The sequence below is a fragment of the Gaiella sp. genome (genome assembly GCF_035558935.1).
Taxonomy (GTDB): Bacteria; Actinomycetota; Thermoleophilia; order Gaiellales; family Gaiellaceae; genus Gaiella.
This window is the reverse complement of sequence record NZ_DATMBZ010000115.1, coordinates 1-19,533: the sequence shown is the minus strand read 5'-3', so window position 1 is coordinate 19,533 and position 19,533 is coordinate 1. Positions and strand designations below refer to the sequence as shown.

General features: G+C 71.7%; 18 protein-coding genes. 10 read left to right on the top strand and 8 right to left on the bottom strand.

The genetic code is table 11. The features are described 5' to 3' along the window. The first annotated feature begins 54 nt into the window (after nt 1–54). The 7 genes from VNM44_RS11255 (at nt 55) to VNM44_RS11225 (ending at nt 7,401) form a co-directional block, all read left to right on the top strand. Nucleotides 55–993, top strand: coding sequence for a FlgD immunoglobulin-like domain containing protein (locus tag VNM44_RS11255; RefSeq protein ID WP_325625974.1), 939 nt, complete (start codon nt 55–57; stop codon nt 991–993). Next, nucleotides 990–2,513: an O-antigen ligase family protein gene (locus VNM44_RS11250; RefSeq protein WP_325625973.1), complete on the top strand. Its 1,524-nt coding sequence runs from the start codon at nt 990–992 to the stop codon at nt 2,511–2,513. The genes VNM44_RS11255 and VNM44_RS11250 overlap by 4 nt, the downstream gene beginning before the upstream one ends. 9 nt (nt 2,514–2,522) lie before the next feature. Further along, on the top strand, nt 2,523–3,158 hold the full coding sequence (locus VNM44_RS11245; protein WP_325625972.1) for a PIG-L deacetylase family protein: 636 nt from the start codon (nt 2,523–2,525) through the stop codon (nt 3,156–3,158). A 308-nt stretch (nt 3,159–3,466) separates the two neighbouring features. Continuing rightward, on the top strand, nt 3,467–3,649 hold the full coding sequence (locus VNM44_RS11240; protein ID WP_325625971.1) for a hypothetical protein: 183 nt from the start codon (nt 3,467–3,469) through the stop codon (nt 3,647–3,649). A 191-nt stretch (nt 3,650–3,840) separates the two neighbouring features. After that, on the top strand, nt 3,841–4,854 hold the full coding sequence (locus tag VNM44_RS11235) for a multicopper oxidase domain-containing protein (protein WP_325625970.1): 1,014 nt from the start codon (nt 3,841–3,843) through the stop codon (nt 4,852–4,854). Between the two features lie 5 nt (nt 4,855–4,859). After that, nucleotides 4,860–6,041, top strand: coding sequence for a hypothetical protein (locus VNM44_RS11230; RefSeq protein WP_325625969.1), 1,182 nt, complete (start codon nt 4,860–4,862; stop codon nt 6,039–6,041). A 1-nt stretch (nt 6,042) separates the two neighbouring features. Further along, entirely contained in the window at nt 6,043–7,401 is a 1,359-nt protein-coding gene (locus VNM44_RS11225) for an Nramp family divalent metal transporter (protein WP_325625968.1), read from the top strand. Between the two features lies 1 nt (nt 7,402). Here the strand turns inward: VNM44_RS11225 and VNM44_RS11220 are convergent, their stop codons facing one another. The 5 genes from VNM44_RS11220 to VNM44_RS11200 all read right to left on the bottom strand — a co-directional run bounded on the left by VNM44_RS11220 (nt 7,403) and on the right by VNM44_RS11200 (nt 13,544). Continuing rightward, nucleotides 7,403–9,964 carry an oligosaccharide flippase family protein gene (locus VNM44_RS11220; protein WP_325625967.1) on the bottom strand — a complete coding sequence of 854 codons (2,562 nt, stop codon included), beginning with the start codon at nt 9,962–9,964 and terminating at the stop codon, nt 7,403–7,405. After that, nucleotides 9,961–10,992: an ATP-grasp domain-containing protein gene (locus VNM44_RS11215; protein WP_325625966.1), complete on the bottom strand. Its 1,032-nt coding sequence runs from the start codon at nt 10,990–10,992 to the stop codon at nt 9,961–9,963. Before VNM44_RS11215 ends, VNM44_RS11220 begins: the two co-directional genes overlap by 4 nt. Beyond that, on the bottom strand, nt 10,989–11,630 hold the full coding sequence (locus VNM44_RS11210) for a hypothetical protein (protein WP_325625965.1): 642 nt from the start codon (nt 11,628–11,630) through the stop codon (nt 10,989–10,991). The genes VNM44_RS11215 and VNM44_RS11210 overlap by 4 nt, the downstream gene beginning before the upstream one ends. Then, a complete protein-coding gene (locus VNM44_RS11205; RefSeq protein ID WP_325625964.1) occupies nt 11,627–12,835 on the bottom strand; it encodes an ATP-grasp domain-containing protein in 1,209 nt (402 codons plus the stop codon). The genes VNM44_RS11210 and VNM44_RS11205 overlap by 4 nt, the downstream gene beginning before the upstream one ends. A 301-nt stretch (nt 12,836–13,136) precedes the next feature. Further along, nucleotides 13,137–13,544, bottom strand: coding sequence for an SSI family serine proteinase inhibitor (locus tag VNM44_RS11200; protein WP_325625963.1), 408 nt, complete (start codon nt 13,542–13,544; stop codon nt 13,137–13,139). Nucleotides 13,545–13,734: 190 nt separating this feature from the next. Here VNM44_RS11200 and VNM44_RS11195 point away from each other — a divergent pair, with 190 nt between their 5' ends. Together VNM44_RS11195 and VNM44_RS11190 are read left to right on the top strand one after the other, a co-directional pair. Further along, complete coding sequence (locus VNM44_RS11195; RefSeq protein WP_325625962.1) at nt 13,735–14,706, top strand: NAD-dependent epimerase/dehydratase family protein; 972 nt, start codon at nt 13,735–13,737, stop codon at nt 14,704–14,706. Continuing rightward, nucleotides 14,703–15,773 carry a DegT/DnrJ/EryC1/StrS family aminotransferase gene (locus tag VNM44_RS11190; protein ID WP_325625961.1) on the top strand — a complete coding sequence of 357 codons (1,071 nt, stop codon included), beginning with the start codon at nt 14,703–14,705 and terminating at the stop codon, nt 15,771–15,773. The genes VNM44_RS11195 and VNM44_RS11190 overlap by 4 nt, the downstream gene beginning before the upstream one ends. 55 nt (nt 15,774–15,828) lie before the next feature. Here VNM44_RS11190 and VNM44_RS11185 read toward each other — a convergent pair whose 3' ends face one another. The 3 genes from VNM44_RS11185 to VNM44_RS11175 are packed head-to-tail and all read right to left on the bottom strand — an operon-like array spanning nt 15,829 to nt 19,294. Beyond that, nucleotides 15,829–18,048, bottom strand: coding sequence for a xanthine dehydrogenase family protein molybdopterin-binding subunit (locus VNM44_RS11185; RefSeq protein WP_325625960.1), 2,220 nt, complete (start codon nt 18,046–18,048; stop codon nt 15,829–15,831). Further along, nucleotides 18,045–18,503 (bottom strand): (2Fe-2S)-binding protein, encoded by a 459-nt coding sequence (locus VNM44_RS11180; RefSeq protein WP_325625959.1) that lies wholly within the window; start codon nt 18,501–18,503, stop codon nt 18,045–18,047. The genes VNM44_RS11185 and VNM44_RS11180 overlap by 4 nt, the downstream gene beginning before the upstream one ends. After that, nucleotides 18,500–19,294 (bottom strand): xanthine dehydrogenase family protein subunit M, encoded by a 795-nt coding sequence (locus VNM44_RS11175; protein ID WP_325625958.1) that lies wholly within the window; start codon nt 19,292–19,294, stop codon nt 18,500–18,502. Before VNM44_RS11175 ends, VNM44_RS11180 begins: the two co-directional genes overlap by 4 nt. 115 nt (nt 19,295–19,409) lie before the next feature. On the opposite strand from VNM44_RS11175, the gene VNM44_RS17120 reads away from it, so the two are divergent. Next, on the top strand, nt 19,410–19,533 hold a 124-nt coding region (locus VNM44_RS17120; protein ID WP_349258035.1), incomplete at its 3' end, for a TetR family transcriptional regulator.

Genomic DNA, 19,533 nt, shown 5'->3' with positions numbered 1-19,533 from the left:
GGTGTCGCGCCCAGGGCGCGCGCGACGCGGCTCGGCGGCCGGGCTCGAGGCGCGATGAGCTCCCGGCTCGCACCTGCGCTCCTCGTCGCGGCCCTCCTCGCGGCCACGTCCGCGGCCTTCGTCGTCACCGAGAAGCTGAAGCTCACGCGGAGCCCGATCGTGGGGCCGGTCGTCGCCAAGGTCTTCTCCCCGACCTGCGACTGTCCCACGGCGACCGCGGAGATCCGCTTCCGGCTGCGCCGGCCCGACCGCGTCAGCGTCGAGATCATCGACTCGCGCGGCGACGTCGTGCGCGAGCTCGCCCGGAGCCGCGCGCAGGGACGTGCGTTCGTGTCGTACGTCTGGGACGGTCGCGACACGGCCGGGCGCGTGGTCGACGAGGGGACCTATCGGCCGCGGATCCACCTCGCTCGCCAGCGGCGCACCATCGTGATGCCGAACCGGATCCGCGTCGACACGACCGCGCCCCGCGTCGTCAGCTTCACGGCCCGGCCGCTCGTCATCTCACCCGACGGCGACGGTCGTTCCGACCGGGCCAAGATCCGGTACCGCGTGAGCGAGCACGCCGTCGTCGAGCTCTACGTCGACGGGGTCCGCGCGCTCCGGCGGCTGGGCACCAGGACCGCGGGGACGATGGACTGGTTCGGCACCGCGGGAGGCGAGCCGCTCCCCGAAGGCCCACACGTCCTCCGTCTCGTGGCACGCGACCTGGCCGGGAACCTCGGGCCAAGGTCGGGCTCCCGGACGGTTCGCATCCACTTCCTCGCACTCGGTCGCGACCGGGTCGTGACGACACCGGGCGAGTACTTCGCGATCCTGGCGCTCTCCCAGGCGCGGACGCTCCGCTGGCAGCTCGCCGGCCACTCCGGCACTGCGCGCCCCGGAACCCTGCGACTGAAGGCGCCGGAGGCGCCGGGGCGGTACATCCTGCGGGTCGAATCGAACGGGCACGTGCAGCGGGCAACGGTCGTCGTCCGGGCGGCGCTTCCGTGAGCGTCGCGGCCCAGGCGGGCGCGCTCGTCGGGAGTGCCGGGCTCGCAGGCCTGTATCTCGGCACGACGCGCGTCGCGCGGATCGCCGGTCTCGCGGGATGGGCCGTCGGGCTGGGCGTGATCGGGCTCTACCTGCTTCCAGACCTCAGCCGCTCCCGACTCGCTGCCGCCGCGCTCGGCGGGCTCGTCGCCTCCGTCGTCGTCGCCGTGCTCCTCAGGCGCTGGCCCTACTTCCTCGCCTTCGCGACCCTCGCCTGCATCCCGCTCCGGCTCCCCGTGAACATCGGCAGCGAGGAGGTCAATCTGCTCCTGCCCCTCTACGCCGTGATCGGCGGGCTGGCGCTCTCGCTCGGCTGGGCGCTGCTCGAGGGAGACGATCGGACGCGCGAGCTGGGGCCGGTTGCGTGGCCCGTCGCGGCGTTCGTCGGCTGGGCGGGCCTCTCGATGCTGTGGGCCGTCGATGTGCACCGGGGCGCGATCCTCCTCGGCGCCTTTCTGCTGCCGTTCGGCCTGCTCGCCGTCGGCTTCGCACGGCTCCCCTGGCGTGGGCGCTGGCTCACCTGGCTCTGGGGAGGTCTCGTCGGGACGGCGCTCGCCTACGCGGCCGTGGGCGGCTACCAGTGGCTGACGCGGGACGTCTTCTGGAACCCGAGCGTCAAGGTCTTCAACGCGTACGCGCCGTTCTTCCGCGTGAACTCGGTCTTCTGGGATCCGTCGGTGTACGGCCGGTATCTGACCGTGGCGATTCTCGCGTCGCTGGCCGGCATTCTCCTCGGCGGCGTCCGCGGCCGGCGCATGGCCGGGCTCTACGCGGTGGTCGTCGCGACCTGGCTCGGCCTCCTGATCTCGTTCTCGCAGTCGAGCTTCGTCGCGCTCGCCGCCGGGATCGTCGTGGCCGTCGCGGTTGCCTGGGGCCGGAAGGCGACGATCGCGCTCGTCGCGCTCGCGGCGGCGACCGCGGTCGTGGTCCTCGCCGTGCCGCAGGTGCGCCACGAGCTCGTCGGGAAGTCGCGCTCGGGGGTCAACAGGATCACCTCGGGCCGGGCGAACCTCGTCGGCCAGGGAATCCGCATCGCGCTCGACCATCCGGTCACCGGAGTCGGCGCGGGCGGGTTCTCGCGCGAGTACGCGCGCCGCCGCGGGATCGTCGGCAAGGACCCGAAACGGGTCGCGTCGCACACGATGCCCGTGACGGTTGCCGCCGAGGGCGGGATCGTCGGCCTTGCCCTTCTCGGCTGGCTGCTCGCGGCCGCGTTCCTCTCGACCCTGACGGGCCTGGGACGGGGCTTCACCTCGCGCGTCTCGCTCGCGATCGGGGTCGTGCTCGTGGCGATCGCGGTCCACAGCGTCTTCTACGCGGCCTTCTTCGAAGACCCGATGACCTGGGCGCTGCTCGGGCTCGTCGGCTTGACGGCCCGCGTGCCGAAGAAGTCAGCGCCGCGGGCGGCGGGCGCGCCCGAGCTCCCGGCCGCGAATGCGTCGGCGGCCGTGCCGGAGGCCACGCCGACCGCGTCGACGTAGACTCGCGCCGTGCTCGACGGCCTCAAGCGCGCGCTGGTGCTCGCGCCACACACCGACGACGGCGAGTTCGGATGCGGCGGGACCATGGCGCGGCTCGTCGAGGGCGGGTGCGAGGTGCGCTACGTCGCGTTCTCCATCGCGACTCGCTCGCTTCCGCCCGGCTTCGCCCCCGACACGCTCGCACGCGAGGTGCGCGCCGCGACGGCCGAGCTGGGGATCCCCGAATCGAACCTGACCGTGCACGACTTCGACGTTCGGACGTTCCCCGAGCGACGGCAGGACATCCTCGAGCTGCTCGTCGCGCTCTGGGAGGAGTGGCGCCCGGACGTCGTCTTCCAGCCGTCCCACCACGACGTCCACCAGGACCACCAGACGATCGCGCAGGAGGGCCTGCGCGCGTTCAAGCGGACGACGATCCTCGGCTACGAGATTCCCTGGAACAACTTCGACTTCTCCTACGGCGCCTACCTCGCGCTCGAGCGTCGACATGTCGAGCGGAAGGTCGCAGCTGTGCGGTGCTACGCCTCGCAGCAGCATCGCCGCTACGCCGACGAGGACTACATCTGGAACCTCGCCCGCGTCCACGGGACGAACGTCAACCGCGAGTTCGCCGAGGTGTTCCAGGTCTATCGGCTCGTCGCCTGAGCACAGCGTCCGCCCAGGCTCCCACCGATCCGCAGGCATGCGCGCGCACCCGATCGGGTACGGGGTGTGTCGAGCGCCCACAACCGGCCGCTCGAAGGGCAGGAGAGGAGGAGTGAGATGCTCGGGACAGCGAAGGCGTTCAGCGGGTTCTCGGTCGACGACATCGACGCGGCGAAGGGGTTCCACCATCGCGTGGTTCAAGGATCCCGCGGGGAACGTGTTCTCCGTGCTCGAGCGAGCTGAGCCGGGGCGCGCGAGGCCCCGGAGCCTGACGCGCCGCCATGACGTCGACCGTCTAGCCTCCTCGCATGCGTCCCGGTCTCATCGGTGCGTGCCTCTGCCTGCTCGCAGGGCTCTGCATGGTCGCCGGGCTCGCGGTCGACCTCGACTCGACCGAGGCAAAGATCCTGATGGCGGCATCCGCGGTCTTCTTCGTTCCCGGCGCGCTGCTCACGTACACCTGGATGAGGATGCGGATGCCGCCTCGCTGAAGCCCCGCCTGGAAGACCCAGAGCACGAGTGCCCCAGCAGGAGCAGCCCGGCGCGCACGACGCCGAGCTCGTCGGTCGTCGCCGGCAGCGGCTGCTCCAGAAGCGACCGGAGAGCCGAACCGGCGCAACGCCATGCCGAGCGCCGCGTCGCCGGTTTAGACAGGTCTAAAGATTCCGACTAGAGTTTAGGCATGGCTAAACTGACGCGTCGGCGGCTGCTCTGCGCGACGGCGCCGCTTGCTGCGGCGCCGCTCGGCGTCAAGCTCGCGCTCGGCGGTCAGGCGGAGGCGGCGGGGCACGACCACGAGGCGCACCGCGCGACTGCGGGGCACGTGGAGACAGCCGCGAGCGGCCACGCGGCGATGATCGGCGAGGGTGCGCCCGCCGTCGGGGGCCCGAACGACCTCGACGCGCTGCTGTACCCGCCCGACCCGAGGCCGCACCGGCCCGGACGCGTGCGTGAGTACACGCTCGTCGCGCACGACGTGGAGCTCGAGATCGCCCCGGGCGTCTTCTTCCCCGCCTGGACGTACAACGGCACCGTGCCGGGCCCCGTGATCAGGGCGACGGAAGACGACCTCCTGCGCGTGCGCTTCGTCAACGCGGGCGCGCACCCGCACACGATCCACTTCCACGGGATCCACCCCACGAACATGGACGGCGTCTTCGAGATCGTCGGCCCGGGCGACGAGTTGACGTACGAGTTTCCCGCGCGGCCCGCCGGCTTCCATGTCTACCACTGCCACGCGACCCCGCTGAAGAAGCACATCCACAAGGGGCTCTACGGCGCGTTCGTCATCGACCCGAAGGAGCCTCGCGAGCCCGCGCGCGAGCTCGTGATGGTGATGAACGGCTACGACACCGACGGGGACGGCGAGAACAACTTCTACACCGTCAACGGGCGGACGTTCTACTACGCCCGCTATCCGATCCGCGCGCGCAAGGGCGAGCTCGTCCGCATCTACCTCGCGAACCTGACCGAGTTCGACCTGATCAACTCGTTCCACCTCCACGCCGACTTCTTCCGCTACCAGCCGACCGGCACCGGCGAGCACTGGGAGTACACGGACACGGTGATGCAGTGTCAGGGGCAGCGCGGCGTGCTCGAGCTCCGATTCGCCCATGCGGGGACGTTCATGTTCCACGCCCACCAGTCCGAGTTCACCGAGCTCGGGTGGATGGGCTACTTCCGGGTGGAGGAGTAGAGGGAATGGAGGCCCGCACGGCCGCCGGTGAGGTCGGCTGGCGCTTGTGGGCGCTCGTGCCGATCCTCCTCCTCGCGCTCGCCGTCGCGGCCGTCGTCTCGCAGGGTGACCGCGTCGTCGACCTCGTGGGCGGCGCGCCGCCGCCCGCCGACGAGCTCGACGTGCGCCGCGTCGAGCTGCGGCAGGGCGAGATCCGCGTGCTCGTGCGAAATCCGCAGCGCGAGGACGTGACGATCGCCTCGGTGACGGTCGACGACGCGATCGTCCCCTTCTCCCTCGACGGCCCGGCGACGCTCGGGCGCCTGCGCTCGAGCACCGTGGTCGTCCCGTACGACTGGGTGCCCGACGAGCCGCTCTCGATCGGCGTGACGACGTCGACGGGCATCCAGACCGTTCACGACGTTCCGGCGGCCGTGCTGACGCCGGAGCCCGGCGCGCGCGGCTTCCTCGGCTACTTGCTGATCGGGCTGTTGGTGGGGGTCGTGCCCGTCGCGCTCGGGCTGCTGTGGCTGCCGAGCCTGCGCCGCGCCGGCTCGGCCTGGCTTGCCGCCTTCATGGCGCTCACCGCCGGGCTGCTCACGTTCCTCGGCGTCGAGGCGCTCTTCGAGGCACTCGAGCTGCAGGCCGGGCTGCCGCCGTCGCTCGGCGGCCCCGGGCTCGTGCTGCTCGGCGTCGCCGCGAGCGCCCTCGGGATGACCTTCCTCTCGATGCGGCTGACGAAGGGCAGGGTCGGCGCGAGCGGTCTCGCTCTCGCGCTTCTCGTCGCGATCGGGATCGGCGTGCACAACCTCGGGGAGGGACTTGCGATCGGGACGTCCTTCGCGACCGGCGAGCTGCAGCTCGGAGCGTTTCTCGTGATCGGCTTCATGGTGCACAACGTCACAGAAGGGCTCGCAATCGCCGCGCCGGCGACCCGCGCCCGCGTGACGCTCGTGCGGCTCGCCGCGCTCGCGCTGATCGCCGGCGCGCCGGCGATCCTCGGCACCTGGGTCGGCGCGTACGCGACGAACGACGTGCTGACGCCGCTCTTCTTCGCGCTCGCGGCCGGCGCCGCGCTCCAGGTCGTCGTCGAGGTGGGCCGCTACGTCGCGCGGACCGCGCCCGGCGGCCTCCGGTCGGGGTGGGCGGTCGGCGGCTATCTCGCCGGGATCGCCGCGATGTGGGCGACCGGCCTCCTGATCGGCTGACGTGGACCCGCTCGAGACCGCTGGGCGCGTCGATGCTCCGACGGAGCGACCCCCGCACGACCGCACGGCGCCCGTCCACCCGCTCGACGACGTCCTCCCGGGCGAGGCGCGCGTCTTCGAGGCCGCGCAGGACTCGCTCGCGGGCAGGCGCCGCGGCGCGCGCGGCCTCTGGCCGTTCCTCGGGCCTGCGTTCGTCGCCTCCGTCGCATACGTCGACCCCGGGAACTTCGCGACGAACATGGCCGGCGGCGCGCAGTTCGGTTACCTGCTGCTCTGGGTGATCCTGACGGCCAACCTGATGGGGATGGTGATCCAGTCGATGAGCGCGAAGCTCGGGATCGCCACCGGGATGAACCTGCCCGAGGTCTGCCGCGAGCGCTTCTCGCGGAGGACGAGCGTGGGACTCTGGCTCCAGGCCGAGGTGATCGCGATGGCGACCGACCTCGCGGAGTTCATCGGCGCGGCGATCGGGCTGAACATCCTCTTCGGAATCCCGCTCTTCCCGGCCGCGCTGATCACGAGCGCGGCCGCGTTCGCGATCCTGGCCCTCCAGGCCCGCGGCTTCCGCCGGCTCGAAGCGGTGATCGCCGCGTTCATCGGCGTGATCGTGGTCGCATTCGCCGCGCAGGTCTTCCTCGCAGAGCCGAACCGGGAAGACGTCCTCCAGGGCTTCGTGCCAGGCTTCGAGGGGTCGGAGAGCGTGCTTCTCGCGGTGGGCATCCTCGGCGCGACGGTGATGCCGCACGTGATCTACCTCCACTCGGCGCTCACGCAGCATCGGGTGATCGGTGCGACGGAGGAGGAGAAGCGCCGCATCTTCCGCTTCGAGCTCGTCGACGTCGTCATCGCGATGGGCATCGCGGGGATCGTCAACATGAGCATGCTCGTGATCGCGGCGGCCGTGTTCCACGAGAACGGCCTCACCGACGTCGGCGACGACCTCGTCCAGGTGGCGAACGAGCTCGAGACGCACCTCGGCAGCCACACGGACCTCCTGTTCGGCGTCGCACTGCTCGCATCGGGGCTCTCGTCGTCGAGCGTCGGGACGCTCGCGGGCCAGGTCGTGATGCAGGGGTTCATCCGGCGCCGGATCCCGCTCTTCCTGCGGCGGGCGATCACGATGGCGCCGGCGCTCCTCATCATCGCCGTCGGAATCGACCCTTCGCGCGCGCTCGTCCTGAGCCAGGTCGTGCTCTCGTTCGGAATCCCCTTCGCGCTCGTTCCGCTGCTCTGGTTCTGCCGCGACCGGTCGCTGATGGGCGGCCTCGTCAACCGGCGCTCGACGACGGTCCTCGCGACGGCGATCGCCTTCCTGATCATCGGCCTCAACGTCTTCCTGCTCGAGCAGACGCTGCTGTAGCTCACCCCGCCGGCAGGCGCCGGCGCGCGACCAGACGGCCGAGCCGCCGCCGCTCCTCGGCGCTCGTGAAGCCCAGCACTCCGAGCGCGAGCGGGTACGCGAGCACGAGGACGACGACCGCGGCCAGGCCCGCGTCGAGCTCCTTGCCGATGGCCGCGAGCGCGACGGCTGCCAGCGCGGCCGTCACGACGCGACGCCACTGGTAGGGCACGGGATAGATCCGCTGCGACCACCACGCCATGCCCACCGCCATCGTCGTGTACGCCGCGACGGTCGCCAGGGCGGCGCCCATCATCCCGTAGGGCGGGATGAGCGCCAGGTTGAGCGCGACGTTGACGACGGCCGCCGCACCCGTGACGACCCAGTTGAACTGCGTCCTGCGGGCCCGGCCGACCCCGATCGCGATGACGATGTACGAGGCGTACGAGACGGTGGCGAACGCGAGGGGGCCGACGACGCTCGCGGAGTCGGCGAACCGCGGCGCGGCGAGCAGGTCCACGAGCCACGGCGACAGCAGCGTGAGGGCGAGTGCGACCCACGCGGTCACGACCGTGAGGTACGTCAGGACGTAGGCGTAGGTGCGGCGCGCTTCCCGCTCGTCCTTGATCGAGTAGGCGAAGGCAGGCCACGCCATGCGGAAGGCGGTGAGTAGCAGCACCATCGCCGAGGCGACGCGCACGCCGACGGAGTAGAGGCCCGCCTCGGCGACGTCGGCGAGCTTCACGAGAAAGAAGCGGTCGCTGAAGTTCGTCACCCACAGAAACAGCGCGGTCGGGACGAGCGGGATGCCGAAGTGGTTCATCTCGCGCAGAAGACCGCGATCGAACTGGAGGCCGAGCTGCTCGCGGCGGTACCCGAGCAGCGCGAGGTAGACGATGAGCGTCCCGCTGAAGTTTCCGACGATCACGCCGATGGCGCCCTTCTCGAGCGAGACGACGAGCAGGAGCGTGATCGCGATCGTGAGGAAGACGTTTGCGAGGCTGGCGCACACGAATGCGACCGAGCGTTCCTCGACCCGGAAGAGCGAGGTCATCTGTTCGTAGTTGACGGTCGCCCAGAGCGCGACGCCCGCGGCGCGGACGAGGTTTGCGGCGCCCGCGTCCCCGAAGAGGAGCGTCGCGATCGGGCTCGCGAACAGCAGGAGGAGGAGGAGCCCGAGCGTCCCGCCGCCCATCGTGAACCAGAACGACGTCCGCAGGACGCGTAACCGGCCGTCGTCGTCCTCGACGTCGAAGTAGAACCGGAAGAACGCGCTCGTGATCCCCGCGCGTAGGATCAGCCCCATCACCGTCGTGAGCGCGAGCAGCGTTTCGATCTGGCCGTAATCGGACGGCGTCAGGTACCTCGTGTAGAGCGGCAGCAGGAGCACGGCGATGACTCGCGAGACGAGGCCGCCGATGCCGTAGATCGCCGAGTGCCGCCCGAGGCGGCGGAGCTGCTGGCCGAGGCCCGACGCGAAGGCGCCGTCACCGTCGGCGAAAGCCGGGCCGGGAGGCACCGCGCCCTCGAGCTCGGTGTCGCCGAGCGGCAACGCCGGCGGCAGGTCCGACGACGGCTCGCTGCGGCGGGGAGCGGCGAGCACCCTGCGAGCACCCGTGCCGGCCGTCTCCATCACGGCGGAATAGACGTCGAGCAGCCGGTCGGTCACGCTGTCGAGGTCGTGGACGCGCTCGACGTACGCCCGCGAGGCCGCTCCGATCTCCGCGCGGCCGGATGGCCCCGCGTCGACCAGCTCGGCGAGACGCTCGTGCAGCGTGTCCGCCGACGCGTTCACGACCGGGAGGTCGACGCCGTACGCCTCCTCCGTGCGTCGCACGGCCCCGTCGTGCAGAAAGGTGATGACCGGCTTGCCGAGCGCCATGCACTCGATCGCGAAGAGGCCGTACCAGCCGGCGTTGAGCTGGTCGACGACGATGTCCGCGTCGCGGTAGCGCGCAAGCGCCTCGTCGTGACGGAGCCCTTCGACGATGCGGAGGTCGACGTCGAGCCCCGCGCATGCCTCGATGACGTGGTCGGTTCCCTTGCGGCGACGCGACGAAGGTGCGTGGACGACGACGGGGCGCCGCCGGGACGACGGCGCCGTCGGGGTGATCGACGAGAGGTCGATGCCCGGCGGGATCACCGAGGCGTCCGGGACCCAGCGGATCGCGTCGTGGCTGCCGACGATCTCGGCGTTCGCCTTCCTCCCGTACGCGAGCTCCTCGCGCGTCTTCCCACGGATGTCGGAGCCGAGGTAGTGCATCACCGATCGTGTCCGGAAGGCGCGCAGGATCGGGAACTGGAGCGACTGTGGGACGAGCGTCAGCCCGAATGTGAAGTGGAAGAGATCGGTGCGCGGCAGGAGCTCCGCGAGCACCTTCCACTGGGCGAGCTGACGACGGACGAGCCCTCCGTGGAGCTCGAGCGACCGGTCGGCCTCGGGGTGCAGCGTGTAGCGGTTGAAGACCACGAGCGACGCGTCGATGCCACGCCGCCGGAGCGCCTGGACGTTCGTCCATGGCACACCGGCGGTGTTGACGGGGCAGTGCACGACGCGGAGCGGGCGGCTCCCGGTCGGGCTCACTGGTCCCACTCGAGCTGATCGAAGTAGCGGAGCGCCGTGCGGCCCGGCCGCACCCGCGCACGCAGCGCCTCGAGCTCGTCGTCGGAGATCTCCCCGAGGGCGCGCTTGACCCCGAGATAGGGAAGGTTCAGGTCCTCCTGGTAGACGATCGTCGAGATCCGCGGGTTGATCTCGATCACCTGTTCGCCGACGAGCTGGATGTTGAAGAACCACTCGATCGCGAGCTCGGCGACGATGCGGTCCGCGATCGCCATCAACTCGGGCTCGTCGAGCGTGACGAAGTACATCGCGAGACCCGCACGCATCGCCTCGCGGGTCTTCGCGTGCCCGAGCACCACGCGGCGACCGTCGGCGATGCCGTCGATCGTCCGTTCGCCGCCGGTCGCCAGCTCCATCACGAGAAGGTCCGGGCCGCCCTCGTCGGGGAGGAGCTCGACCGCCTCCTCGAGGCGCATCGCCACCGAGCCGGGCCGCTCGTGGAGCAGCTGGTGCGCGCGGTCGACGGTGGGGTCGAGCACCCGAAAGCCGCGCGAGCCGGACGAGAAGACCGGCTTGAAGCAGACGGGCCGGTCCGGGTAGCCGAGCTCGCGGGCGGCGGCGTCGACCGCCGCGGCCCCGCTCACGCGCCGAAACTCCGGCGCCGGGACGCCCAGCCGGTGGAGGAGCGCGTAGCTCTCCGCCTTGTCGTTCGAGCGGTGGATCGTGTCCGGGCCGGAGACGAGGACGGGGACGGGAAAGCGCTCGCGGTGCGCGGCGAGGCCCTCCAGGTCGAAGGACGACTGCGGAAGGACGACGTCGACGGCCTCGCGCTCGACCACCTCGAGCACCGCGTCTGCGAAGCCGGGCTCGGAGCCGGGCGGGACGCGGTGGAAGGCGTCGCAGAGGTGCCGGCCGACCGAGCGCTCGGACATGTCGGTGCCGACAAGGCGCAACTCGCGTTCGCCGTTCTCGCGCAGCCCGCGCAACAGCGCGGCAGTGCCGGGGGCCCCGGAGGCCGAGACGAGAACCGTCACAGGGCGGAGCCTCACGCGAGGTCGATTCTGTCCTCGGCGAGCTGGCCGAGCCGTCGCTCGCGCTCGGCGTCGAGCATCGAGCGCATCGTCCGTCCCATCGAGTCTCCCGGGTAGACCCAGATCTCCGGGTGGGTCAGCAGCTGGAGCCACGGGAAGGCGCCCGCGCGCAGTTCTTCGTGTGGGCAGCCGGAGCGCCAGCGCTGGTTCGAGTCGGAGCGGTACGTGGCAGGGTCGAAGAAGCCCGCCTGCATGACGTTCACGGCGCCTGCGATCGGTGCGTTCACGTAGTCGGGGTCGGGGTTGTGCCAGGCGACGACGGCGTCGAAGCGCTCGTCGAGCGTCGCGTTCGGATGGACGGCGTGGAGGCCGACGCGGTGTCCGAGCTCGCGCAGCCGCGCGATCGCGCGGACGCCCTCCGGAGAGGCGAGGTTGTAGAAGACGGACTCCGTCATCAGGAAGTACGTGGCGGTCGCTTCGTGGTTCATCTCCAGCTCGGCCAGCTGCACCGCGGCGTCGAGCGAGAGGTCGACGTCGTGGCGGAGGAGCACGTCTCCGGTCGTCGGCGGATGGTCGAAGTGGGTGAAGCGGTAGCCGCCCGTGCGGGCCGCGTCGAGCAGTTCGCGGTAGTGGTCGAGGTCGAACGCGCAGGTCATTCGACCTCGACCTCGAGGAGCCGCGTGGCCGCCTCGGCGCGCTCGAGGGCCTCGATCGACGTGTCGGCGGTCGCGATCACGTACCCACGACGATCGCCGTCGAGCCGGACGGGACGGATCGTCTCGCCCTCGACCAGGTACGTCTCCGCCTGAACCACGCCCTCTGCGGTGAGAACAGGCTCCAGCGAGCCGATCCGGGTGACACGGCCCGTGGGGAGCGGCCCGGGCGACGAGGTGAGGAAACGGATCGCGAGCGGCTGCGAGAACCGCGGTAGCGCGAGCTCGTCGGGCACCTCCTCGCCGAGCGCGAAGCGAAAGGCGAGCTCGACGAGGTCGACGCCGACCGCGTGGCGGACGAGATCCGCCATCTGTCCTCCCGGGATCCGCGCCGCGACCTCGACGACCGACACGCTCCCGTCGGGCGAGGCGATCAGCTGCGGGAAGGCGATGCCGTCGCGGAGCCCGAGCGCCGACACGCTCCGCTCGGCTGTGCGCTCGGCGAGCGCGAGCTGGTCGGAGTGGATCGAGGCCGGGTAGAGGTGGATCCAGCCGACGCCGAATCCGATTCCGGGGGGACGGAGCCGGTCGGAGAGCGTCACGAGCCGAGCCTCGCCCGCGCGTGCGACGACGATCCCGTTCATCTCCGTTCCGTCGACGAACCGCTCGAGGATCGCCTCCCGCCCGGGCGACTCGGCGAGCGCCGAGTGGAGATGCGACTCGAGGTCGCCCGGCGTCTCGATGCGGAAGACGCCGCGCTGTCCGCCCGAGTCGACCGGCTTCAGCACCGCGGGGAGCCCGACCGAGTCGATCGCCGCGCGACCCTCTGCGAGGTTGCGGACGGCGGCGTACCCCGGTTGCGGGACGCCCTCCTCCGCGAGCGTACGTCGCATCGCGAGCTTGTGGGTCATGCGGTGTGCGACGTCCGTGCCGATGGACGGCAATCCGAGGCGCTCCGTCACCGCCGCGACGACCGGGACGGCCCGGTCGGCCGAGACCGTCAGCGCGCCGTCGACCCCGTGCCGCCGGGCGACCTCCTCGACGGCGCCGACATCGGCGAAGTCGACGACCTCGGGCATGTCGGCCAACCTGAGCCCTGGAGCATCTGCGTTGCGGTCGACGGCCACGACCCGGAGCCGTCGCTCGCGCGCCTGGACGATCGCGCGCCGCTGGTGACGGCCGGCGCCGACGAAGAGGATGCTCGACACGGCGCGATGCTAGACGCGCCTGTCCCGTTGCGGGCCGCCCGCTGGGCCGACGAGGGCGTTCGCACCGCGGATGCCGGGACGACAGGAGCGGCTGTGGAGCGATTTGCACAGAATCGGCACGGTCCTGTCACCCACGCGTCGTCCTTCTCACGTTAGGCTCGAGGCCGTGGGGAGGAGGTCGGTGGCCCGAGACCATTGACCCCTTCGGACATGGCCCCTCCGGACACGTCGGATGGCTTTGGCGCCGTGGGAGCCGCCGCGTCCGAGCTCACGGCCGTGCGGAGCTCGCAGGCCGGCGCCTTCAGGTCGGCCCGCCGGCGGGCAAGAGCGAGGGCACCTTGCTCCACCGCTCGATCTGGCAACCGTCGGCCCGCGACAGCCGGGCCCAGACGGCATGGCCGCCGACCCGGCCGCGGACGAGCGCCACCTGGGGCCCTCCGAAGAGCTCCGCGCATGCGGTGCCGGGCGGCACGGGGCTGAACGCGCGCCAGCCGACGCGCGCGAGCTCCCGGCAGACACGCGAACGGCGCGGATGCGTGCCGCGGGGCGGGTCGCAACGGAGTGTCCAGCGGATCGCGGTCGCCGGCCGCGCAGAATCCTCGACGTAGGTGATCACGAGCGACGTCCCCGCCCCCGGGGCCGTCGCCGCGGGGACGGCCGACGCCAGGACGAGCACGGCGAGCGCGCCGATGACCACCGCCACGCGCATCCAGGAAGGGTACGCGCAGAGGCGACGACGGAGGGGCGGCGTGGCCCGTCCAGGAGGTGATCGCCGCCACGAGCTCACCCCTACCGGGTGCGCGGTCGGGCCCCGAAAGTGCCCAAGACGCGCGAGCTCACGCCGCCGGACGCGTGAGCTCGTGGCATCAGGCCTCTCAGAGCGCAACTACGATCCCCGCGTGTCACTGACGGGAAAGCGCGTGCTGATCACCGGCGGCGCCGGGTTCATCGGCACGACGCTTGCCGGCCGGCTGGTAGACGCGAACGAGGTCGTCGCGGTCGACAACCTCCACCGCGACGCGCTCTCGGGCACGGAGCTGTCGGCCCATCCGAACTTCCGCTTCGTCGAAGGTGACGTGCTCGACCTGCCGGGGCTCGTCGAGCTGGCGGAGGGCTGCACGCATCTCGTGCATGCAGCGGGGATCGCGGGCGTCGACACCGTCCTCGCGAGCCCCGTCCGGACGATGCGCGTCAACGTGATCGGCACGTACAACGCTCTCGAGGCCGGCGTCGCAACACGCGAGACCCTCGAGCGGCTGGTCGAGTTCTCGACGAGCGAGGTGTTCGGGCAGCACGCGTTCAACGTGCAGGAGGCGCAGGTCACCACGATCGGATCGGTGGGCGAGGCGCGTTGGACGTACGCCGTCTCGAAGCTGGCAGGCGAGCACATGGCGCACGCGTACCACGCGGAGCTCGATCTCCCCGCCGTCTCCCTCCGTCCCTTCAACATCTACGGGCCTGGTCAGATCGGCGGCGGCGCCATCCGCGCCTTCATCGAGGCCGCACTCGCCGGCCGCGATCTCGAGATCCACGGGGACGGCGCGCAGATCCGCGCCTGGTGCTACGTCGACGACATGGTCGAGGGCCTCCTTCTGGCGCTCGAGCATCCGAACGCGATCGGTGAGAGCTTCAACATCGGCAACGCGCGCTCGGCGGTGACGATCTACGACCTCGCGACTCGCATCAAGCGCCTCACCGGCTGTCCGGGGGAGATCCGCTTCGTGCCACTCGACTACGTGGACGTCGAGCTCCGGATCCCGAACGTCGACAAGGCGCGCTCCCTGCTCGGCTTCGAGGCGAGCGTGGAGCTCGACGAGGGGCTCGAGCGGACGATCGCCTGGTACCGCGCGCGGCTCGGCGCGGCGGCGTGAGCAAGGCGATCCGGCTCGCACGGCCAGACGTCGGCGAGGCGGAGCTCGCCGCGGTCGCAGACGTTCTCGCGAGCGGGCAGCTGACAATGGGCCCGCAGGTCGCAGCCTTCGAGTCCGCGCTCGCAAGCGCGGTTGGCACTGCCCACGCGGTCGCCGTCTCCTCGGGGACCGCGGCGATCCATCTCGCGCTCCTCGCCCTTCGGGTCGGCCCGGGTGACGAGGTGATCGTCCCCGCCTACACGTTCCCCGCCACCGCGAACGCCGTCGAGCTCTGCGGCGCGCGCGCGGTGCTCGTCGACGTCGACCCCGAGACCTTCCTCGTGCGGCCGGAGCTCGTCGCCGAGGCCGTGACGGCCCGTACGCGCGCGGTCCTCGCCGTCCATCTCTTCGGACGTCCCGTCGCGTGGGAAGAGCTCCAGACTGCCGTGTCGCAGGACGTCGTCCTCGTCGAGGATGCGGCGGGCGCGCTCGGTGCGCGCTACCGCGAGACTCCCTGCGGGGCGCTCGGGCTCCTCGCCTGCCTCTCGTTCCACCCGCGCAAGATCGTCACGACGGGCGAGGGCGGGGCGGTCACGACCGACGAGGCGGAGCTCGCCGGGGCCGTCCGCCGCCTCCGCCACCACGGGATCGCGTCCGGTCAGCCGATGGACATCTCGACGCCCGGCTTCAACTACCGGCTGCCGGACGTGCTCTGCGCGCTCGGGATCCCCCAGCTCGAACGGCTCGAGAGCCTCCTCGCGGCCCGGGAGCGCGTCGCGGGCTGGTACACGGAGCGGCTCGCCCACCTCGTCGGCACGCCGTCGGTCGACGAGGGCGACCGGCACGGCTGGCAGGCGTACGTCGTAGGCCTCGACCGGCGCGACGATGCACTCGCGGGGCTGCGGGCCGAGGGCATCGAGACGCAGATCGGCACATACGCGGTCCACCACCTGTCGGCCTATCGCGACCGTGGGTCCTTCCCCGGCGCCGACGCGGCCTTCGAGCGTGCGCTCGCGCTCCCGTTCGCCGGGACGATGACGGAGGACGAGGTCGATCGCGTGTCGGCGGCGCTCGCGCGGTACGCCTAGCCAACAAGACGGGCGAGGCTGAAGCCACGCCCTGGGCCCGTGTGCTCTGGGTGGGCTAGAGGCAGATGTCGTCCGGGCGGACCGGGACTCGCCTCAGCGGCCGGCCGGTGGCGTTGCGGAGCGCCGAGACGATCGCGGCGGTGGAGACGACGGTCGGCGGCTCGCCGACTCCCTTGACGCCGTAGGGCGCGTCGGGCTCCGGGACCTCGATCAGCTCGATGGCGACCGGCGGCATGTCGAGCGCGGTCGGGATGAGGTAGTCGGTGAAGCTCGCGTTCAAGATCTGCCCGTCGCGCGTGACGATCTCCTCCATCAGCGCCAGGCCGAGGCCCTGCGCCGTGCCGCCCTCGATCTGCCCCTCGACGGCGAGCGGGTTCATCGCGGTGCCGACGTCCTGCGCCGTCCCGATCCAGACGACTCGCGTCAGGCCGAGCTCCACGTCGACCTCGACGACGACCCGCATGGCCGCCACCGCGAGCGCGACGTGGGCGCGCTCGCCGGTGACCTGGCCGGTCTCGGGATCGAGCGGGGTCGTGCGCGGATGACGGTAGACCCGCTCCACGTCCACCTCGCCATTCCCCTGCCGCTCGCGCTCCTCGAGCGCGGCGCGGCATGCGTCCCGTACGGCGCCCGCTGCCATCCACGTCATGCGCGAGGCGGACGCGGATCCTGCGGAACCGACCGCGGCTGTCGTGTGGGGCGCCAGAGTCACGTCGTCCGTGCCGAGCTCGGTCCTCGCGACCTGGAGGATGACGCCGACGACTCCCTGGCCGACCTCGGCCGCCGCGGAGTGGACGACCGCGCTGCCGTCCTCGCGCAGGACGACCCGCGCACTGCAGAAGTCGTCGAATCCTTCCGAGTAGCAGATGTTCTTGAACCCGAGCGCGAACCCGACTCCGCGGTGGACGCCCTCGCCCCGGGTCGTGTTGCCCGCGCCGCCCGGCAACCGGAGCGGGTCCCGGGGGAAGGCTTCCTCCGCCGGAACAGGAATGGCGGCGGCGCGGCGGATCACCTCCTGCGTCGGGAGCGAACCGGTGACGAGCTGCCCCGTCGGCAGGACGTCGCCGGGCTCGAGCGCGTTCAGCAGCCGTAGCTCGACGGGGTCGATCCCGAGTTCCCCGGCGAGGAGGTCCATCTGGGCCTCGGCCGCGAAGCAGGTCTGCACCGCACCGAAGCCGCGCATCGCTCCGCAGGGCGGGTTGTTCGTGTAGACCGCCGTCGACTCGATCAGCGCGTTGTCGACCCGGTACGGGCCGAGCGCGAACGAGGCGGCGTTCGACGCGACCGCGGTCGAGCTCGAGGCATACGCGCCGCCGTCGAGCAGGATCTGCATCCGCACGCAGGTGAGCCGGCCCTCGCGCGTCGCTCGGTGCTCGCAGCGGATGCGCGCGGGGTGGCGGTGGACGTGGCCGGTGAAGGACTCGGCGCGGTCGTAGACCATCTTCACCGGACGGCCGGTGTGCAGCGCGAGCAGCGAGCCGTGGATCTGCATCGACAGGTCTTCCCGGCCCCCGAACGCCCCGCCGACGCCCGAGAGGTGGATCCGCACCTGCTCGGGCCGCAGCGCCAGGCACGGCGCGACCTGATCGCGATCGACGTGCAGCCACTGGGTCGCCACGTACACGTCGACGCCGCCCTCGCCGTCGGGGACCGCAAGGCCGGATTCAGGCCCGAGGAACGCCTGGTCCTGGATGCCGAGCTCGTACTCCCCGATCACGACGACGTCTCCGTCGGTCTCCGGATCGCCGTGCCGGATCACCATGTGGCGGACGACGTTCGGCCGGGGGTCGTCGCGGTAACCGTGGCCCATCGTCGGCCGGTCGGGGTGAAGTGGCTCCTGCTCGAGCGCCCGCTCCATGTCGACGACGGGCTCGAGCGCCTCGTACTCGACGGCGACGGCAGCGAGCGCCTCGCGTGCCTGCTCCGGATGCTCTGCCGCGACGACGACCACGGGCTCGCCCACGTAGCGCACGCGGTCGATCGCGAGCACGGGCTGGTCGGCGAACTCGAGCCCGTAGAGTTTCGCCCCCGGGACGTCGGCGTGGGTGAGCACTGCATGGACACCCGGGACGCGTAGCGCAGCGCCGAGGTCGATACCGGTGATGCAGGCGTGCGCGTGCGGGCTACGCAGGGTGTCGCCCCAGAGCATCCCGGGAGCCGAGAGGTCGCTCGCGTACTCGAACTCCCCCGTGACCTTCGGGACGGCGTCGTCGCGCAGCACGCGCTCGCCGATCCTTCCGACGGCGAGCCGCTTGGGGGCAGCGACCGCGCTCACGCGCGCTCCGCGGCGAGCCGGACGGCGTCGAAGATCTTCGCGTAGCCCGTGCAGCGGCAGAGGTTGCCCGAGAGCGCCTCGCGGATCTCGTCCTCACCAGGATGTGGGGAGCGCTCGAGGAGATCGGCGACCGCGACGACGAGGCCCGGCGTGCAGAAGCCGCACTGGACGGCGCCGGCGTCGACGAACGCCTGCTGCACCGGATGCAGGTCCTCGTCCCCCGCGAGCCCCTCGATCGTCACGACCTCGTGGCCCTCCGCCTGGGCGCCGAGCACGAGACAGGAGCAGACGAGCGCGCCGTCGAGCAGCACCGAGCACGAGCCGCACTCGCCCTGCTCGCACGCGTTCTTCGAGCCGGGGAGCTCGAGCGTGTCTCGGAGCACCATGAGGAGGCTCTCGCCGCCCCAGAGGTCGGCCTCGAGCGGCTCGCCGTTCACCGTCAGAGAGATCCTCACGACCTGAGGCACCTCGTGAGCGCCCGCCCCGCCAGCACGCCGAGCGCGTGGCGCCGGTAGGCGGCGGTGGCGCGGACGTCGTCGATCGGCGCCGCCGCCTCGGCGATCCTGTCTGGGAGTGAGGCCGCGTCCGGGAGGGAGACGGTCACGCGCTGCGCGGTCACGGCGGCCGAGCCGAAGGCCGCGCGCACCTCTCCGAGCTCGGGATCCACGACGACGGCGAGCGAGCAGATCGCGATCACCATCGCGTTCCGCGGGCCGACCTTCATGAACGTCTGGGCGCCGCCGCTCGGCCTCACGCGCACGGCGGCCACGAGCTCGTCCGGCGCGAGCGCGGTGCGCTTCACGCCGAGCAGGAACTCCTCGAGCGGCAGCACGCGGTTCCCGCGGACGCTCGCCAGCTCGACGTCGGCGCGCTCGGCAAGGAGGGGCGGCAGCGCGTCACCCGCCGGGGACGCGGTGCCGAGATTGCCGCCGAGCGTCCCGCGGTTGCGGATCTGCGGCGAGCCGACGCTGCGCGACGCCTCCGCGAGCGCCGGCAGCCGCCCGGCGAGCGGTGACGCCAGCGCCTCGGTGTAGGTCAATCCGGCGCCGAGCCTGAGCGAGCCGTGATCTTCGGACCACCCGCGGAGCTCCGCCACCTCGCTCAGGTCGAGGAGCGCCGGCGGCCGCGAGTGGCCGAAGTTGAGCTCGACCATGAGGTCGGTCCCACCCTGGATCGGCCGCGCGTCGGGGTGCTCGGCACGGAGCCGAAGCGCCTCGTCGAGGGTTCGCGGTCGGTGGACGTCCATCCGCGATAGCCAACCACATGGCGGGCTCGATGCCCGCCGTGTGGTTCGTGTCGGGCTTCAGTCCGACACCTGACAGCACTTGACGAGCCTCTCATATGTGAGTTATCACTTACATATGAGCGCGGCCACCAGGCAAACAGCAGGCGAGCGTCGGGAGACCGTTCTCGCCGCCGCACTCCGGGCATTTGCGCGCGGCGGCCTTCACGGCACGTCGACGGAGGAGATCGCCGAGGCCGCGG